Annotated in this window: 16 protein-coding genes and 1 tRNA gene; 10 read left to right on the top strand and 7 right to left on the bottom strand. The window is 70.8% G+C overall.

All coding sequences use genetic code 11. The annotated features are described in order from the left end of the window. Positions 1–63 precede the first annotated feature (63 nt). Positions 64–384 (bottom strand): Lsr2 family protein, encoded by a 321-nt coding sequence (locus ACFVFQ_RS26985; RefSeq protein WP_274919159.1) that lies wholly within the window; start codon positions 382–384, stop codon positions 64–66. Between the two features lie 300 nt (positions 385–684). Between ACFVFQ_RS26985 and purS the strand changes: the two genes are divergently transcribed. The 6 genes from purS (at position 685) to ACFVFQ_RS27015 (ending at position 5,771) form a co-directional block, all read left to right on the top strand. Then, the gene (purS, locus tag ACFVFQ_RS26990; protein WP_274914885.1) at positions 685–948 is read left to right on the top strand and encodes a phosphoribosylformylglycinamidine synthase subunit PurS; all 264 of its coding nucleotides are present in this window, start codon (positions 685–687) and stop codon (positions 946–948) included. Further along, positions 945–1,649 (top strand): phosphoribosylformylglycinamidine synthase subunit PurQ, encoded by a 705-nt coding sequence (gene purQ / locus ACFVFQ_RS26995; RefSeq protein ID WP_383420556.1) that lies wholly within the window; start codon positions 945–947, stop codon positions 1,647–1,649. The genes purS and purQ overlap by 4 nt, the downstream gene beginning before the upstream one ends. After that, the gene (gene purL / locus ACFVFQ_RS27000; protein WP_383420558.1) at positions 1,646–3,898 is read left to right on the top strand and encodes a phosphoribosylformylglycinamidine synthase subunit PurL; all 2,253 of its coding nucleotides are present in this window, start codon (positions 1,646–1,648) and stop codon (positions 3,896–3,898) included. Before purQ ends, purL begins: the two co-directional genes overlap by 4 nt. Positions 3,899–4,082: 184 nt before the next feature. Then, on the top strand, positions 4,083–4,616 hold the full coding sequence (locus ACFVFQ_RS27005) for an ArsR/SmtB family transcription factor (protein ID WP_383420622.1): 534 nt from the start codon (positions 4,083–4,085) through the stop codon (positions 4,614–4,616). An 11-nt stretch (positions 4,617–4,627) separates the two neighbouring features. Then, entirely contained in the window at positions 4,628–4,837 is a 210-nt protein-coding gene (locus tag ACFVFQ_RS27010) for a hypothetical protein (protein WP_383420559.1), read from the top strand. Positions 4,838–4,973: 136 nt separating this feature from the next. Next, positions 4,974–5,771, top strand: a complete 798-nt coding sequence (locus ACFVFQ_RS27015; protein ID WP_383420561.1) for a sterol carrier family protein — start codon at positions 4,974–4,976, stop codon at positions 5,769–5,771. Between the two features lie 38 nt (positions 5,772–5,809). Here ACFVFQ_RS27015 and ACFVFQ_RS27020 read toward each other — a convergent pair whose 3' ends face one another. Then, positions 5,810–7,288, bottom strand: coding sequence for a sulfatase (locus ACFVFQ_RS27020; protein ID WP_383420563.1), 1,479 nt, complete (start codon positions 7,286–7,288; stop codon positions 5,810–5,812). Positions 7,289–7,528: 240 nt separating this feature from the next. Further along, positions 7,529–7,738, bottom strand: coding sequence for a putative leader peptide (locus tag ACFVFQ_RS27025; RefSeq protein ID WP_383420565.1), 210 nt, complete (start codon positions 7,736–7,738; stop codon positions 7,529–7,531). A gap of 43 nt (positions 7,739–7,781) precedes the next feature. Here ACFVFQ_RS27025 and purF point away from each other — a divergent pair, with 43 nt between their 5' ends. Together purF and purM are read left to right on the top strand one after the other, a co-directional pair. Beyond that, on the top strand, positions 7,782–9,341 hold the full coding sequence (purF, locus tag ACFVFQ_RS27030; RefSeq protein ID WP_383420567.1) for an amidophosphoribosyltransferase: 1,560 nt from the start codon (positions 7,782–7,784) through the stop codon (positions 9,339–9,341). 33 nt (positions 9,342–9,374) lie between these two features. Continuing rightward, positions 9,375–10,445: a phosphoribosylformylglycinamidine cyclo-ligase gene (purM, locus tag ACFVFQ_RS27035; protein WP_383420569.1), complete on the top strand. Its 1,071-nt coding sequence runs from the start codon at positions 9,375–9,377 to the stop codon at positions 10,443–10,445. A gap of 162 nt (positions 10,446–10,607) precedes the next feature. Here the strand turns inward: purM and ACFVFQ_RS27040 are convergent, their stop codons facing one another. Further along, positions 10,608–10,850, bottom strand: a complete 243-nt coding sequence (locus ACFVFQ_RS27040) for a DUF3073 domain-containing protein (protein WP_383420571.1) — start codon at positions 10,848–10,850, stop codon at positions 10,608–10,610. 308 nt (positions 10,851–11,158) lie between these two features. Further along, entirely contained in the window at positions 11,159–12,316 is a 1,158-nt protein-coding gene (locus tag ACFVFQ_RS27045; protein ID WP_383420624.1) for a Leu/Phe/Val dehydrogenase, read from the bottom strand. A 191-nt stretch (positions 12,317–12,507) separates the two neighbouring features. Between ACFVFQ_RS27045 and ACFVFQ_RS27050 the strand changes: the two genes are divergently transcribed. Continuing rightward, positions 12,508–13,344 (top strand): hypothetical protein, encoded by an 837-nt coding sequence (locus ACFVFQ_RS27050; RefSeq protein ID WP_383420573.1) that lies wholly within the window; start codon positions 12,508–12,510, stop codon positions 13,342–13,344. Between the two features lie 502 nt (positions 13,345–13,846). Continuing rightward, positions 13,847–14,053, top strand: coding sequence for a developmental transcriptional regulator BldC (gene bldC, locus ACFVFQ_RS27055; RefSeq protein ID WP_003980577.1), 207 nt, complete (start codon positions 13,847–13,849; stop codon positions 14,051–14,053). Between the two features lie 513 nt (positions 14,054–14,566). Here the strand turns inward: bldC and ACFVFQ_RS27060 are convergent. Further along, positions 14,567–14,803 (bottom strand): DUF6274 family protein, encoded by a 237-nt coding sequence (locus tag ACFVFQ_RS27060; RefSeq protein ID WP_383420576.1) that lies wholly within the window; start codon positions 14,801–14,803, stop codon positions 14,567–14,569. 220 nt (positions 14,804–15,023) lie between these two features. Then, positions 15,024–15,098, bottom strand: a tRNA-Asp gene (locus ACFVFQ_RS27065). Positions 15,099–15,109 lie beyond the last annotated feature (11 nt).

Raw genomic sequence — 15,109 nt, forward strand, 5'->3', positions numbered from 1 at the left:
GCTGATCAGTAGGGGTGCTGTGCAAGTCGGCGGTGTGCGCACCCGCGGACGTCGGCAAGTCGCTTAGTGGTTGGCCGCGTTGAAGGCTTCGTAGACCTTCTTCGGGATGCGGCCGCGGGGCGGGACATCCATCTGGTGGGAGCGGGCCCAGGCGCGGACGGCCGCCGGGTCGGCGGTCACCGCGGTCCGGTGGAAGGTCTTGCCGGACTTGGCCCGCTTGCGGCCGGCCTCTACGAACGGGGCGAGAGCGCCGCGCAGTTTCTTCGCATTGGTGGGATTGAGGTCGATCTCGTACGACTTCCCGTCCAAACCGAAGATGACCGTCTCTGCGGCTTCTCCTCCGTCGATGTCATCGGAGAGCGTCACTACTACGCGCTGCGCCACGGATATCGGTCCTTTCATGGAGCGACCCCTTGTTGACGTGGGGTGATGCTCCAGATCCGGCTGATTGGGATCAATGCTTTTTCATTTGTACAGCGATGGGCATTGCATTGTGAAGCCCATTTAATTTCGTCAGCGTGTCCTGCCGCAATCCGGCCCCCCGTTCTTTTCGCAGATTTTTCCTGGCGGGCACGCTGACGGTTACCGACCCGGGATCGGGCACGCTGCATATCTATGCGCGTAGATTTTCGAACACGGTACTGTGAGGACACCGCCTTACGCACCACACCACCGGGAGTGCCAGTGGCACGCGTCGTAGTCGACGTCATGCTCAAGCCGGAGATCCTCGACCCGCAGGGGCAGGCGGTGCAGCGCGCACTGCCACGCCTGGGATTCGAGGGGATCGCCGACGTCCGTCAGGGCAAGCGTTTCGAACTTGAGGTGGAGGGCCCCCTCGACGAGGCCGCCCTCGCCCGTATCCATGAGATGGCCGAGACCTTCCTCGCCAACACCGTCATCGAGGACTTCACCGTCCGGGTCGACGAAGCCGCGCGGGCCGAGTCATGACTGCTCGGGTCGGAGTCGTCACCTTCCCCGGCACGCTCGACGACCGCGACACCCAGCGCGCGGTCCGGGCGGCCGGGGCGGAGGCGGTGCCGCTGTGGCACCGCGACAAGGACCTGCACCAGGTCGACGCCGTGGTCCTGCCCGGCGGCTTCTCGTACGGGGACTACCTGCGGGCGGGGGCCATCTCCCGGTTCTCGCCGGTGATGGAGACCGTGATCGAACAAGCCCGGGCCGGTATGCCGGTGTTGGGCATCTGCAACGGTTTCCAGGTCCTCACCGAGACGCATTTGTTGCCCGGCGCGATGCTGCGCAACAACCACCTGCACTTCATCTGCCGCGACCAGAAGCTGCGGGTGGAGAACGCCGGTACCGCCTGGACCACCGACTACGACCGGGGCCAGGAGATCAGCATTCCGCTGAAGAACATCGACGGCCGTTATGTCGCCGACGAGCGGACGCTGGACATGCTGGAGGCCGAGGGCCGGGTGGCCTTCCGTTACCTCACCGACGGCCCGGCCGCCGACGGGTACGGAAACCCCAACGGATCGCTCCGCGACATCGCCGGCATCACCAATGAGGCGGGCAATGTCGTCGGCCTGATGCCGCACCCCGAGCACGCCGTCGAGCCGCTGATCGGCACCGGCCGCACCGACGGCCTCGGGTTCTTCACCTCGATCCTGAAGAAGCTGGTCAACGCATGAGCCTGGACACCGTCAAGCACGCGGCGACGACCCCCGACGCCGACCAGCCCTGGGCCGAACTCGGCCTGAAGGAAGACGAGTACGCGCGGATCCGGGAGATCCTCGGCCGGCGGCCGACCGGCGCCGAGCTGGCCATGTACTCGGTGATGTGGTCCGAGCACTGCTCCTACAAGAGCAGCAAGGTCCACCTGAAGCAGTTCGGTGAGAAGGCCCCGGAGAACGACGCGCTGCTCGTCGGCATCGGCGAGAACGCCGGTGTCGTGGACGTCGGCCAGGGCTACGCGGTCACCTTCAAGGTCGAGTCGCACAACCACCCCTCGTACATCGAGCCCTACCAGGGCGCGGCCACCGGCGTCGGCGGCATCGTCCGCGACATCCTCGCGATGGGCGCCCGCCCGGTCGCCGTCATGGACCCGCTGCGGTTCGGCGCCGCCGACCACCCCGACACCAAGCGGGTGCTCCCCGGCGTCGTCGCCGGCATCGGCGGCTACGGCAACTGCCTGGGCCTGCCCAACATCGGCGGCGAGGTCGTCTTCGACCCCTGCTACCAGGGCAACCCGCTGGTCAACGCGCTCTGCGTCGGCGTGATGAAGCACGAGGACATCCACCTGGCGAAGGCGTCCGGGGCCGGCAACAAGGTCATCCTCTACGGCGCCCGCACCGGCGGCGACGGCATCGGCGGCGTCTCGGTGCTGGCCTCGGAGACCTTCGACTCCGAGGGCAAGCCGGCCAAGCGCCCCTCGGTCCAGGTCGGCGACCCGTTCCAGGAGAAGCTGCTCATCGAGTGCACCCTGGAGATCTTCCGGGAGCAGCTGGTCGCCGGCATCCAGGACCTCGGCGGCGCCGGACTGTCCTGCGCCACCAGCGAGTTGGCCAGCGCCGGTTCCGGCGGCATGCGGGTCGAGCTGGACACCGTTCCGCTGCGCGACTCCTCGCTCTCGCCCGAGGAGATCCTCATGAGCGAGTCGCAGGAGCGGATGTGCGCGATCGTCGAGCCGGACAAGGTCGAGCGCTTCCTCGCGATCTGCGAGAAGTGGGACGTCATCGCCACCGTCATCGGTGAGGTGACGGACGGCGAGCGGCTGGAGATCTTCTGGCACGGCGACCAGATCGTCGACGTCCCGCCGCGCTCGGTCGCCCACGAGGGCCCGACCTACCACCGCCCGTACGCCCGCCCGGAGTGGCAGGACGCCCTCCAGGCCGACGACGCGGGGAAGTTGCCCCGCCCGGCGGACGCCGACGAGCTGCGTGCCCAGGTGCTGAAGCTGGTCGGCTCGCCCAACCAGGCGTCCAAGGCGTGGATCACCGACCAGTACGACCGCTTTGTGCAGGGCAACACGGTGCTGGCGCAGCCCGAGGACTCCGGCATGGTCCGGATCGACGAGGAGACCAACCTCGGCGTCGCGCTGGCCACCGACGGCAACGGCCGCTACGCCAAGCTGGACCCGTACGCGGGCGCGCAGTTGGCGCTGGCCGAGGCGTACCGCAACGTCGCCGCCACCGGCGCCAAGCCGCTCGCGGTCTCCGACTGCCTGAACTTCGGCTCGCCCGAGGACCCGGCGGTGATGTGGCAGTTCGCCGAGGCCACCCGCGGGCTCGCGGACGCCTGCCAGGTGCTGGGCACCCCGGTCACCGGCGGCAACGTCTCGCTCTACAACCAGACCGGCGAGACGGCGATCCACCCGACCCCGGTGGTCGCGGTGCTCGGCGTCATCGACGACGTCACCCGCCGCACCCCGGTCGGCTTCGCGGAGGAGGGCCAGCTGCTCTACCTGCTCGGCGACACCCGCCCGGAGTTGGGTGGTTCGGCCTGGTCGCAGGTGGTCCACGAGCACCTCGGCGGGCTGCCGCCGCGGGTCGACCTGGAGCGCGAGCGGCTGCTGGCGGAGATCCTGATCTCCGCGTCCCGCGACGGCATGGTCGACGCCGCGCACGACCTCTCCGACGGCGGCCTGGTCCAGGCGCTGGTGGAGTCGTGCCTGCGCGGCGGCAAGGGCGCCCGGCTGGTCGTGCCGGACGACCTGGACCCGTTCGTCTTCCTCTTCTCCGAGTCGGCGGGCCGGGCGGTCGTCGCGGTGCCGCGCAGCGAGGAGCTCCGCTTCACCGACATGTGCGGTGCGCGGGGGCTGCCGGCCACCCGGATCGGCGTGGTGGACGGCGAAGAGCTCGCGATCCAGGGGCAGTTCGCCATCCCGCTGGACGAGCTGCGGTCGGCCCACGAGGCGACCCTCCCGGGGATCGTCGGCTAGGGCTTCGCCCAACGGGGCGGTGTGCGCGCCCCGTTGACCCTTCGCGCCGGAACGGCCCGCCAGGAGTGCCTGGCGGGCCGTTTCGCGTGTGGGGGATCTGTGTCGGTCACCGGGGGCCGCACCTTTGAGGCTTGCCCGTAATTACGTAACTACGTAATCTGGGGGAGTGGATCTGGAACAGCGGGTGGCGGAGTTGGAGCGCCGCCTGGCCGCGTTGGAAGAGGCGGCCGGGGCGACCGGCGCCGCGCCCGCCGCGCCACCGTCCACGCCGAAGCGGGATCCGGGCGATGCGCTGTGGGCCCTGAACGGGCTCAAGGAGCAACTCGCCGGCCTGGGCGCCGTCAACGGGGGCGTGATGTTCACCGGCTCCGTGCGGACGCCGGCCGGACTGCGCTACGAGTGGCAGTACGGGCTGCCCACCGACACCGTCATGGACGGCGACTGGGCGGCGTCCGCCGAGGCGTTCGCGGCGCTCGGCCAGCCGGTGCGCCTGCGGTTGCTGCGCGAGGTGCTCAGCGGCCGCTGCACCGCTGCCGAGCTCACCGAGCTCGACGGAACCGGCACGACCGGCCAGATCTACCACCACCTACGGCAGTTGACCGCTGCCGGCTGGCTGCGCACGACCACCCGAGGTCGGTACGAGGTACCGGTCGAGCGGGTCGTCCCGCTGCTGGTGATGCTGATTGCCGCCGGGCGCTCCGACGCCCGGCCCACCTAGGGGAGGCCCACTTGTCCGAGAACGACCGCCGTTTTCTCTGGTCCGCCGCCGCGGCGTTCGCCCTGCTGGGCGCCGCGGTCCTCGCCTACGCGATGCAGCTCTACTGGGCCGACGACACGCTCTACGTGGACGCGCTCTCCCGCTTCGCCGGCGCGACCTGGGGCCTGTCGCTGACCGTCGGCGCCGTCGCGTGGCAGGGCCGCCGCCTCAGCAGCGGCTGACCGGCCCACCGGCTCCCGCCTCCCCGCCGGCCCTCGAACGGGCAGGGGAGGCACCCCCGTTGGGGATGCGGGCGGCACCGCGACGGCGGCCGGGCGAAGCGGTCCGGTTGTCAGTGGCGGACCCTAGGCTGTCCGTATGTCTCCCGCCGCCCGCACCCCGCGCCCCCGCCGGTACGACCCGGCCAAGACCCGGGCCGCCGTCACCGCCCAGTACGCCGAGGTTCGGCGGGCGGTGGCCGGCCTGACCCCCGAGCAGCTCGCGGCGCCCACCCGGCTCGGCGACTGGACGGTACGGGAGCTGGCGGCCCATCTGTCCATGGCGGTCGGCAGCGTGGTGCGCGCCCTGCGGCTGCCGGCCCCGCCCGAGCCGGAGGTCACCCTCCTGGCCTGGCCGTCCGCGACCGCGCAGTACGCCACCGGCATCGACGAGCACGTCCGCGCACTCGCGGCCGACCACGACCCGGTGGAGCTGCTGGAGCGCACCGCCGAGGAGTTCGCCCAGGTGGTGCCCGGCGAGCCGGACGACCGGGTCATCGTGTGCCGCCCCGGCGCGATGCGGCTCGGCGACTATCTGGTCACCCGCTGCGTCGAACTCGTCGTCCACACCGACGATCTGGCCGACGCCCTCGGCACGGAGATCCCCTTCGACCGGCAGGCGCTGGCGGCCACCACCCGGCTGTTGGCCGACGGGCTGGCCGCCAAGGCGCCCGGCGGCTCGGTCGAGGTCCGGGTGCCGCCGTTCGCCGTCGTGCAGTGCGTCGAGGGCCCCCGACACACCCGCGGCACCCCGCCCAACGTCGTCGAGACCGACCCGCTGACCTGGATACGGCTGGCCACCGGCCGCGCCGACTGGGCCGGGGCGCTGGACGCGGCGCAGGTCACCGCCAGCGGCGAACGGGCCGATCTGGCGGACCTGTTGCCCGTGATGAGCTGAGCGGGCGGGCCCGGCCCGGCGCCGCGGGCCACCGCGGCTCACTGCGGTGGATACGGCAGCAGCGTCCGGTCCACCGCCTCCCAGGACGCCCGCAGCCGGGCCAGCAACTCCCGTTCGTGCCCGGCTCGGTCGGCCTGTTCGCGGGGGTCGGCGGTGACGTGGAAGAGCTGGTCCCGGCCGCCCTTGCCGCGGTAGTACTTCCAGTCGCCGCGGCGCAGTGCCCGCTCGCCGCGCACCCGCCAGAACAGGTCCCGTTCGGCGAGGCGCTCCCCGCGCAGCAGGTAGCCCGCCAGGCTCGTCCCGTCCAGGGGGTGGGCGCGGTCCGGGCGGGCGCCCCCGAGCTCCAGCAGGGTGGCCGTCCAGTCGGGCGTGAACACCGGCTGGTGGCTGACCTGTCCGCCGTCGATCCGGGCCGGCCAGCGCACCAGCGTCGGCACCCGGATGCCGCCCTCCTGGAGCGACGCCTTCTCCCCGGACAGCGGCCAGTTGTAGGACCAGCGCTCCCCGCCGTTGTCGCTGGCGAAGAAGACCAGGGTGTCCTCCTCCTGGCCGGAGCGCCGGAGCGCGGCCAGCACCCGACCGATCGAGCGGTCCAGGTCCTCGACCATCGCGCGGTACGTCGCGAGCGAACCGCCGTCCTCGTGGAAGAGCGCCTTCCGGTCGCCCGCCCGTATGCGGCGGACGATCTCGGCGCTCCCCTCGGTGTCGCCCTCCGCGATCCACGGCCAGTGCGGCGTCGTGTAGTTGAGGTTCAGCAGCCAGGGCCGGCCGCCCTGTCCGGCCGCCGTGACGTGGTCCACCGCCCGCTCGGTGAGGATCCGGGTGTAGTAGCGCAGGTCCCGGTAGGTGGCGTCGCCCTCGTAGAGGTCGTACTCCCCGGCGAGCCCCAGCTTCGAGTAGTACTCCAGCGCGCCGCCGAAGTTGCCGAAGAAGGTGTCCCAACCCGACCTGGTGGGGCTGTAGTCCGGCAGGTAGCCGCAGTGCCACTTGCCGATCAGCGCGGTGGCGTAGCCGGCGTCCCGCAGCAGCGAGGCGAGCGTGGGGTGGCCGGGGTCCAGGCCCACGCCGCGGTCCGCGATCGGCTCGGCCAGACCGCCCTGCGTGCGGCCTGGGTAGCGGCCGGTGTAGAGCGAGAAACGGGTGGGTGAGCAGGTCGCGGACCCCGCGTACCCCTGGGTGAAGCGGACGCCCTGCCGGGCCAGCCGGTCCAGGTGCGGCGTGCGGATGCCGGCCGCCCCGTAGCAGGAGAGGTCCGCCCACCCCAGGTCGTCGCCCAGGATGAACAGGAAGTTAGGGCGCCGCGAGCGCCGGCCGGGGGCGGCCCGGAACGGTCGTTCGCCGGTGCGTGGCGGCGCGGCAGCGGCGGCGGGCGGGCCCGCGAGCGCACTGAGCCCGCCCACGGCGGCCGCGGCGCCGGCACCGGCCAGCCCGCCGAAGGCGCGCCGGGAGAGGCCCGGCGCCGGGTCGTCGGGGGAGCGGTCGGCGGAGGACGGCGGGGCAGGGTCGACGGAGGACATCGGTCGGCTCTCCTGGGAGTCGTCGAGGGGCCGTACGGGCCCGCGCCGCGCCCCCTGGGGACGGCAGGGAGGCGGGCGGTCAGCGGAACGTCGTGCATCTCACACCACCGCGTCGCACGGACAGTACGGACAACTGCCGTAAACGGCCGGAAAAACCCCTGCCCGGGCAGCGGTGAGGAACGCGAAAGTGCAGCTCAGAGGCGGTGGCGCGGCCTCAGCGGGGGCACGCGATCACCGTCGTCAGCCGCGGCGACAGGCGGCGCTGGCCACCCGACCGAGGTCGACGTGGCGGCGCCGGACGAGGCGCGGCGCGCGGCGGGGCACCCGGCAACGCACCAGGCGCGCCAAGGGCTGCGGGGTCTGCATGAGCAGAAATCCTGGCCGCGCGGCCGTGGGCACGTCAACCATCCGCAACGCCCCGTTCATGCGTCCCTCCATGCCGCCCACCATCCCCGGTTCGGATGAATGCGCGACCTGCCCTAGACTCTGGGACGTGCCACGTGGTGACGGACGACTCAACCACGACCTGCTCCCCGGGGAGAAGGGCCCGCAAGACGCCTGTGGCGTCTTCGGTGTCTGGGCTCCGGGTGAAGAGGTCGCCAAACTCACCTACTTCGGGCTGTACGCGCTGCAGCACCGTGGACAGGAGTCCGCGGGCATCGCGGTGAGCAACGGCTCCCAAATCCTCGTCTTCAAGGACATGGGCCTGGTGTCCCAGGTCTTCGACGAGACTTCCCTCAGTTCCCTCCAGGGCCACATTGCCGTGGGCCACGCCCGCTACTCCACCACCGGTGCCTCGGTGTGGGAGAACGCCCAGCCGACGTTCCGCGCCACCGCGCACGGATCGATCGCGCTCGGCCACAACGGCAATCTGGTCAACACCGCCGAACTCGCCGAGATGGTCGCCGCGCTGCCCCGCGACGGCGGCCGGGCGACCCAGGTCGCGGCCACCAACGACACCGACCTGGTGACCGCCCTGCTGGCCGGCCAGGTCGACGACGACGGCAAGCCGCTGACCGTCGAGGAGGCCGCGCCGCGCGTCCTTCCCCACGTCAAGGGCGCCTTCTCGCTCTGCTTCATGGACGAGCACACGCTCTACGCCGCCCGCGACCCGCAGGGCATCCGCCCGCTGGTCCTCGGCCGCCTGGAGCGCGGCTGGGTGGTGGCCTCCGAGTCCGCCGCCCTGGACATCGTCGGCGCCAGCTTCATCCGGGAGATCGAGCCCGGCGAGATGGTCGCCATCGACGAGAACGGCCTGCGCGCCTCGCGCTTCGCCGAGGCCCGCCCCAAGGGCTGCGTCTTCGAGTACGTCTACCTCGCCCGCCCCGACACCGACATCGCCGGGCGCAACGTCTATCTCTCCCGCGTGGAGATGGGCCGCAAGCTGGCCGCCGAGGCACCCGCCGACGCGGACCTGGTGATAGCGACCCCGGAGTCCGGCACCCCGGCCGCCGTCGGGTACGCCGAGGCCAGCGGCATCCCCTACGGCTCCGGCCTGGTCAAGAACTCCTACGTCGGCCGGACCTTCATCCAGCCCTCGCAGACCATCCGCCAGCTCGGCATCCGCCTCAAGCTCAACCCGCTCAAGGAAGTCATCCGCGGCAAGCGCCTGGTGGTCGTCGACGACTCGATCGTCCGCGGCAACACCCAGCGGGCCCTGGTCCGGATGCTGCGCGAGGCCGGCGCCGCCGAGGTCCACATCCGGATCTCGTCCCCGCCGATCAAGTGGCCGTGCTTCTTCGGCATCGACTTCGCCACCCGCGCGGAGCTGATCGCCAACGGGCTGAGCGTCGAGGAGATCGGCAAGTCGCTGGGCGCCGATTCGCTGGCGTACATCTCCATCGACGGCATGATCGAGGCGACCACGATCGACAGGTCGAAGCTGTGCCACGCCTGCTTCGACGGCGAGTACCCGATGGCGCTGCCGGACCCGGAGCTGCTGGGCAAGCACCTCCTGGAGTCCGAGACCAAGGCCCCGGCCTCGTCCGACGTGGACGGTGTCCGCACGCTCACCGCCGGGGTCGGCGGCGCCGACGCGCTGCGTCGCCCGTAGAGCTCGTCCCCACCCAAACGAAAGTTCTCAGCCATGTCCGCTGAATCAACCGGTGCCAGCTACGCGAGCGCGGGCGTCGACATCGAGGCCGGCGACCGTGCCGTGGACCTCATGAAGAAGTGGGTCGCCAAGGCCACCCGTCCCGAGGTCGTCGGCGGGCTCGGCGGCTTCGCCGGCCTCTTCGACGCCTCCGCGCTCAAGCGCTACGAGCGTCCGCTGCTGGCCTCGGCCACCGACGGCGTCGGCACCAAGGTCGACGTCGCCCGCAAGATGGGCGTCTACGACACCATCGGCCACGACCTGGTCGCCATGGTCGTCGACGACCTGGTCGTCTGCGGCGCCGAGCCGCTGTTCATGACGGACTACATCTGCGTCGGCAAGGTCCACCCGGAGCGGGTCGCCGCGATCGTCAAGGGCATCGCCGAGGGCTGTGTGCTGGCCGGCTGTGCGCTGGTGGGCGGCGAGACCGCCGAGCACCCGGGCCTGCTGGGCGCGGACGAGTTCGATGTCGCCGGCGCCGGCACCGGCGTGGTCGAGGCCGACCAGGTCCTGGGCGCCGACCGCATCCGTAAGGGCGACGTGGTGATCTCGATGGCGTCCTCCGGACTCCACTCGAACGGGTACTCCCTGGTCCGCCACGTCCTCTTCGACCGGGCCGGCCTGTCCCTGGACCAGGAGGTCCCGGAGCTCGGCCGCACCCTCGGCGAGGAGCTGCTGGAGCCCACCAAGATCTACTCGCTGGACTGCCTGGCCCTGACGCGCACCAGCGAGGTGCACGCCTTCTCGCACATCACCGGCGGCGGCCTCGCCAACAACCTGGCCCGGGTGATCCCGGACGGCCTGCACGCCACCGTGGACCGTGCCACCTGGGCGCCGGGCGCCGTCTTCGACCTCGTCGGCACCGCCGGCTCGGTCGAGCGCCTGGAGCTGGAGAAGACCCTGAACATGGGCGTCGGCATGATCGCCGTCGTCCCCCAGGAGTCCGCGGACGTCGCCCTGACCACCCTCGCCGATCGGGGCGTGGACGCCTGGGTCAGTGGCGAGATCGTCGAGCGCGGCGCTCACGCAGAGGCTGTGACCCTCACCGGTGACTACGCGAGCTGACCCCGCAGGCGCGCGGGACCACCGACCCGGTGGTCCCGCGCGCAGCACAGAACCCGGCCTGGGGGATTCCCCGGACCGGGTCCGTGATGGTGTTATGAGTCCCGTGAGCGCACGACGCGTAAAGGCGCCTGGGTGCTGCTGGACCGGTGGTCAGCAGCCCGATCAGGCGCGACGACGCTGGTTCGAGGAGTGGCCCTCTTCCCCGTCGTCCTCGGCGTTGTACCGTTCTGCGTACCGCGCGTACGGGTCGTCGTCCTCGTCCTCGAACGGCTCTCGGTTCGGAGGCTGCTGGTTCGACTGCGATGCAAGCTCGTCGGCCAGTCGTGAGAGATCCGTCCCACCGCTGCTGTACTTCAGCTGGCGGGCGACCTTTGTCTGCTTGGCCTTGGCCCGGCCGCGCCCCATGGGTCGACCCCCTCAGTGACGGGGCTCGTTGGCCCCAGAGTCTTGACACGCGTTCATGATTCAGAGCGGACTCTCGACGGAGAGACCGGCCTGTAGGGCTTTAACGGTACCTGCTTCCGCGGCCATACGGTACGTCGCCCGCATCACCCACCGCTTGGTACGACCGGCACGGCGCCCCGTCCACGCTGGTCAACTGCGATTTTAACCTGTCCTGTACGGCGACCCGCCGACGGGTGGTGAGACATGTCTCCCTGAACCCCCCGACGGGCCGCACAAGGGTGTGTTTCTGGCCACGTGTGCCGGTCGGATCAGGCGCGACGCCCCTCTGCCATCCGCGCCTCGGCGATCCGGTCGGCCGCCGCGGCCGGGGGAATGCCGTCCGCCTTCGCACGAGCGAATATCGACAGCGTGGTGTCGAAGATCTTCGCGGCCTTCGCCTTGCACCGGTCGAAGTCGAAGCCGTGGAGCTCGTCGGCGACCTGGATGACCCCGCCGGCGTTCACGACGTAGTCGGGGGCGTAGAGGATGCCGCGGTCCGAGAGGTCCTTCTCCACGCCGGGGTGCGCGAGTTGGTTGTTGGCGGCGCCGCAGACGACCTTCGCGGTGAGCGCGGGCACCGTCTCGTCGCTGAGCGCGCCACCGAGCGCGCAGGGGGCGTAGATGTCGAGGCCCTCGGTGCGGATCAGAGCGGCGGTGTCGGCGACGGCGGTCACCCGGGGGTGGCGGTCGAGGATCCGGTCCACCGCCCCGGCGCGGACGTCGGTGACCACGACCTCGGCGCCGTCCTGGAGCAGATGCTCGACGAGGTGGTGTCCCACCTTGCCGACGCCGGCGATGCCGACCTTCCGGTCGCGCAGCGTGGGGTCGCCCCACAGGTGCTGCGCCGAGGCCCGCATGCCCTGGAAGACGCCGTAGGCGGTCAGCACCGAGGAGTCGCCGGCGCCGCCGTTCTCCGGCGAGCGGCCGGTGGTCCACTCGTTGGTCCGGGCGACCACGTCCATGTCGGCGACGTAGGTGCCGACGTCGCAGGCGGTCACGTAGCGGCCCCCGAGGGAGGCCACGAACCGGCCGTAGGCGAGCAGCAGTTCGTCGGTCTTGATCAGCTCGGGGTCGCCGATGATCACCGCCTTGCCGCCGCCGTGGTCGAGCCCGGCCAGGGCGTTCTTGTACGACATGCCGCGCGAGAGGTTCAGCGCGTCCAGCAGGGCCTCTTCTTCGGAGGCGTAGGCGTGGAAACGGGTGCCGCCGAGGGCGGGGCCCAGGGCGGTGTTGTGGATGGCGATCACGGCCTTCAGGCCGCTGGCACGGTCCTGGCAGAGGACGACTTGCTCGTGGCCGCCCTGCTCCGCGCGGAACAGGGTCTGCAACGCGCCACCGGCGGCGGGGGGAGGCGTCCCCGGCTCGAACGGTGCGGGGAACTCGGGGGAGGCGGCAGGACGTACGTCGGTCACTGTGGTGACTCCCATAGTCACGAAGGACGCCCTCCTAATGGGTGGGGAGGGCCGGTTGGGATGAGCGTAAGACCTGGAGGCGGGTTGATCGGCCAGGTACGGAGGATCACCCTCTCCCGGGGGACGGGCGTGGGACGATCTGCCGTATCCGGAGCGGGCGGAGGCAGGCAACTCCGGCCGGTGGGCTTTCCTTTGGAGGAGCGGGCGTGGCCTTGGCGTCGTCGGTGCGGGTCCCGTATGTGGCGTATCTACGGGTCTACGAACCGCTGGCAGCGTTTCCCGAGCCGGAGCGCTCCTACTGGGCGCGCTACGCCCAGCGGGACGCCACCCCCACGGCCCTGGACGAGCAGCGCCGGGCACTGGCCGACCTGTTGCCCACCCCGCCGGTGCCGGTCCCGGTACACGAGAGCGGGGACGCGTTCGTCGCCGTCGTGGACGACGTCACCTGCGTCTGCCCCTGGCGGACCCGGCTGCGCGGCTGGCAGGCGCTGGCCTCCCTGGAGGAGCTGTTGCCGGCGTCCGTACTGGACGCCGCGCTGCCCCCGGTGGTGCGCCGGCAGGCGACCACCGACTACGAGCGGTGGCGCGAGCGGAATCCGGACGCCCGGCCCTGGATCCGGGCGTCCACCTGGCACATCCCGGTGCGCTGGTTCGTCCTCTTCGACGACGACGAGCGGGAGTACGCGAAGGGTGAGCCGTCCCCGGCGTTGCGTTACCGCACGCCGATGGTGCAGGCGCGCAGACGGGTAGCGCGCGGACTGCGTACGCTTCGGGATGCCCTGGAAGAGGGGCCGTTGATCGACGGCCTGGTGGATGTGGGGCGCTGGCTTGAGGAGTTCCACCCGCGCTCGCTCGTGGAGCTGGACTACGGAGGGCTGGTGCACGCGGTGCCCGAGGGGCAGCTCGCCGAGGACCGTTCCGTCGCGGAGGTGACGGAGGGGCTGGCGGCGTTGCGGGAGGGGGACGGCGAGCGGGCCGGCGCCGCGTACGAGAAGCTCTCGCAGCGGTGGCGCGCGGTGCGCGAACGCCAGTTCTCCAGCTGAACGCCGGTGGGCCGGCGCCCAGTTGCCGGGGTCGGCGCCGCAGCTGACGGGATGTACGGGACGTAGGTCCCGATCCGGGCGATTGCCCCAAGCGTGACCTAAAGCACTGACTTCGGGTCTTGCTCCCAAGGTGCACCCTCGTGTCAAAATAGGACAAGGAGCCTGACTTGGGCTCCTTCCGTCCAACTAAGGGCGGATAGATCGGTATTGCGCTCCTTGAGGGGTCTCATGGCGGCTGGTCATGTTGTGACTGATCGTCACGGGGGTGTGACTGTCCGCTATGGCACGGTCCATCGGCATCCGCCAAGGTTGAACACCTGAGAGGGCAATTCCATCGGTTTGGCCGACGTGGCTGGACAGATGGTGTAGTTGTAGTGCCGAGGACAAGCCGTTCGTCCTATAACCGACTCGGCCCGCGTCCGCCATTTCGGGCAACGTGGGTCAAGGTGCAGAATTTAGAGGAAAGAACCGTGATGGTTCGGTTCTCCCGAGGAGGCCGCTCATGACCGCTCGCACCCCTGACGCCGAGCCGCTGCTTACCCCCGCTGAGGTCGCCACGATGTTCCGCGTGGACCCGAAGACGGTGACCCGCTGGGCCAAGGCAGGCAAGCTCACGTCCATCCGCACGCTCGGAGGGCACCGGCGTTACCGCGAGGCTGAGGTCCGCGCACTGCTCGCGGGTATCCCGCAGCAGCGCAGCGAGTCCTGAATAACCGCATAACCAGGCTGTTTTCGGGCCCCCCAACCCGGAAGCGCCCTTTCGCACCACCTGCTCCACCACAGCTCCATACGACGCGGTGCCTGCCCCAACAGGCCCACACCCACTTCACTCGGGTACGTCATCGATCGCGCTGGACTCCGCCGGGTCCGGCGCGATCTCTTTTTGTGTGCGGCCGTTCGCCGGCCGCTCGCGGCGCTTGGGTCGCCCCGGCGCCGACCGACGCCCAAAGGCGCGTGACGACCCCTTCAGGGGCCCTGAAGGGTGCCATCAGACCGGACCTGACGGTCTCGTTTCGGGGCACCTAAGAGGCAGTGCAATTGCACATATTAAATTGACCCGTTGTAGACGGGCAGTAAGTTCCCCATCGCGCGAAACTTGTTCGGTGACTCCCGTCACATCCCGGAGTTCTTGAAGGGTGAACGGCACTGAGGTATAGCGCCTTTCGACCGTTCCCTTCTCAACAGCCTTCCACCGCACGGCCGGTGACGCAGCCGTCCTTGGTCACCGAGCGGCGGGACTTTCGTCCTCCGTCGACGGCTCGCAGGCGGCCTGGGAGGGCTCCGGGGCGGTCGAGGGCTCCGGCGGCCCGGAAGGGGCGCCGTGCGGCTCCATGGCGAGCCGCAGCAGTTGATGGCACACCGGGCACTGCCGGGTGCGATGGCGGTAGCCGTAGCGCAGCGCCGCCGACAGATGGGCGCGCAACAGCGCCCTGGTCTCGTGCCGTACCGCGGTCGTCATCACACGCCACCTCCCGGCCCCACGCCCTGCCTCAGTGAGTACCCGCGGCAGGTGCCGTCGTCAAGACGGCCGTAGGGTCCGGTCCGCGTCGATCGGGGTCTTCGGGGCGCCGTACCCGCGTCCCGTCCACCAAGAACGCGACGGCCCGCACCGGGGAACACCCGGTGCGGGCCGAACACCACAACGGCCCGCACCGGTGAAAGGTGCGGGCCGTGGAATGCGGTCCTGACGGGATTTGAACCCGCGGCCTCCACCTTGACAGGGTGGCGAGCACTCCAAACTGCTCCACAGGACCTTGATTTTCGC

The sequence above is a fragment of the Streptomyces sp. NPDC057743 genome, assembly GCF_042798755.1.
Classification (GTDB): Bacteria; Actinomycetota; Actinomycetes; order Streptomycetales; family Streptomycetaceae; genus Streptomyces.

Coding starts and splice junctions, on each gene's coding strand:
- purM (WP_383420569.1), top strand. CDS start 9,375: ATGTCCGCTGAATCAACCGGTGCCAGCTACGCGAGCGCGGGCGTCGAC.
- ACFVFQ_RS27060 (WP_383420576.1), bottom strand. CDS start 14,803: ATGACGACCGCGGTACGGCACGAGACCAGGGCGCTGTTGCGCGCCCAT.
- ACFVFQ_RS27045 (WP_383420624.1), bottom strand. CDS start 12,316: ATGGGAGTCACCACAGTGACCGACGTACGTCCTGCCGCCTCCCCCGAG.
- purL (WP_383420558.1), top strand. CDS start 1,646: ATGAGCCTGGACACCGTCAAGCACGCGGCGACGACCCCCGACGCCGAC.
- purQ (WP_383420556.1), top strand. CDS start 945: ATGACTGCTCGGGTCGGAGTCGTCACCTTCCCCGGCACGCTCGACGAC.
- bldC (WP_003980577.1), top strand. CDS start 13,847: ATGACCGCTCGCACCCCTGACGCCGAGCCGCTGCTTACCCCCGCTGAG.
- ACFVFQ_RS27015 (WP_383420561.1), top strand. CDS start 4,974: ATGTCTCCCGCCGCCCGCACCCCGCGCCCCCGCCGGTACGACCCGGCC.
- ACFVFQ_RS27040 (WP_383420571.1), bottom strand. CDS start 10,850: ATGGGGCGCGGCCGGGCCAAGGCCAAGCAGACAAAGGTCGCCCGCCAG.
- ACFVFQ_RS27025 (WP_383420565.1), bottom strand. CDS start 7,738: ATGGTGGGCGGCATGGAGGGACGCATGAACGGGGCGTTGCGGATGGTT.
- ACFVFQ_RS27020 (WP_383420563.1), bottom strand. CDS start 7,288: ATGTCCTCCGTCGACCCTGCCCCGCCGTCCTCCGCCGACCGCTCCCCC.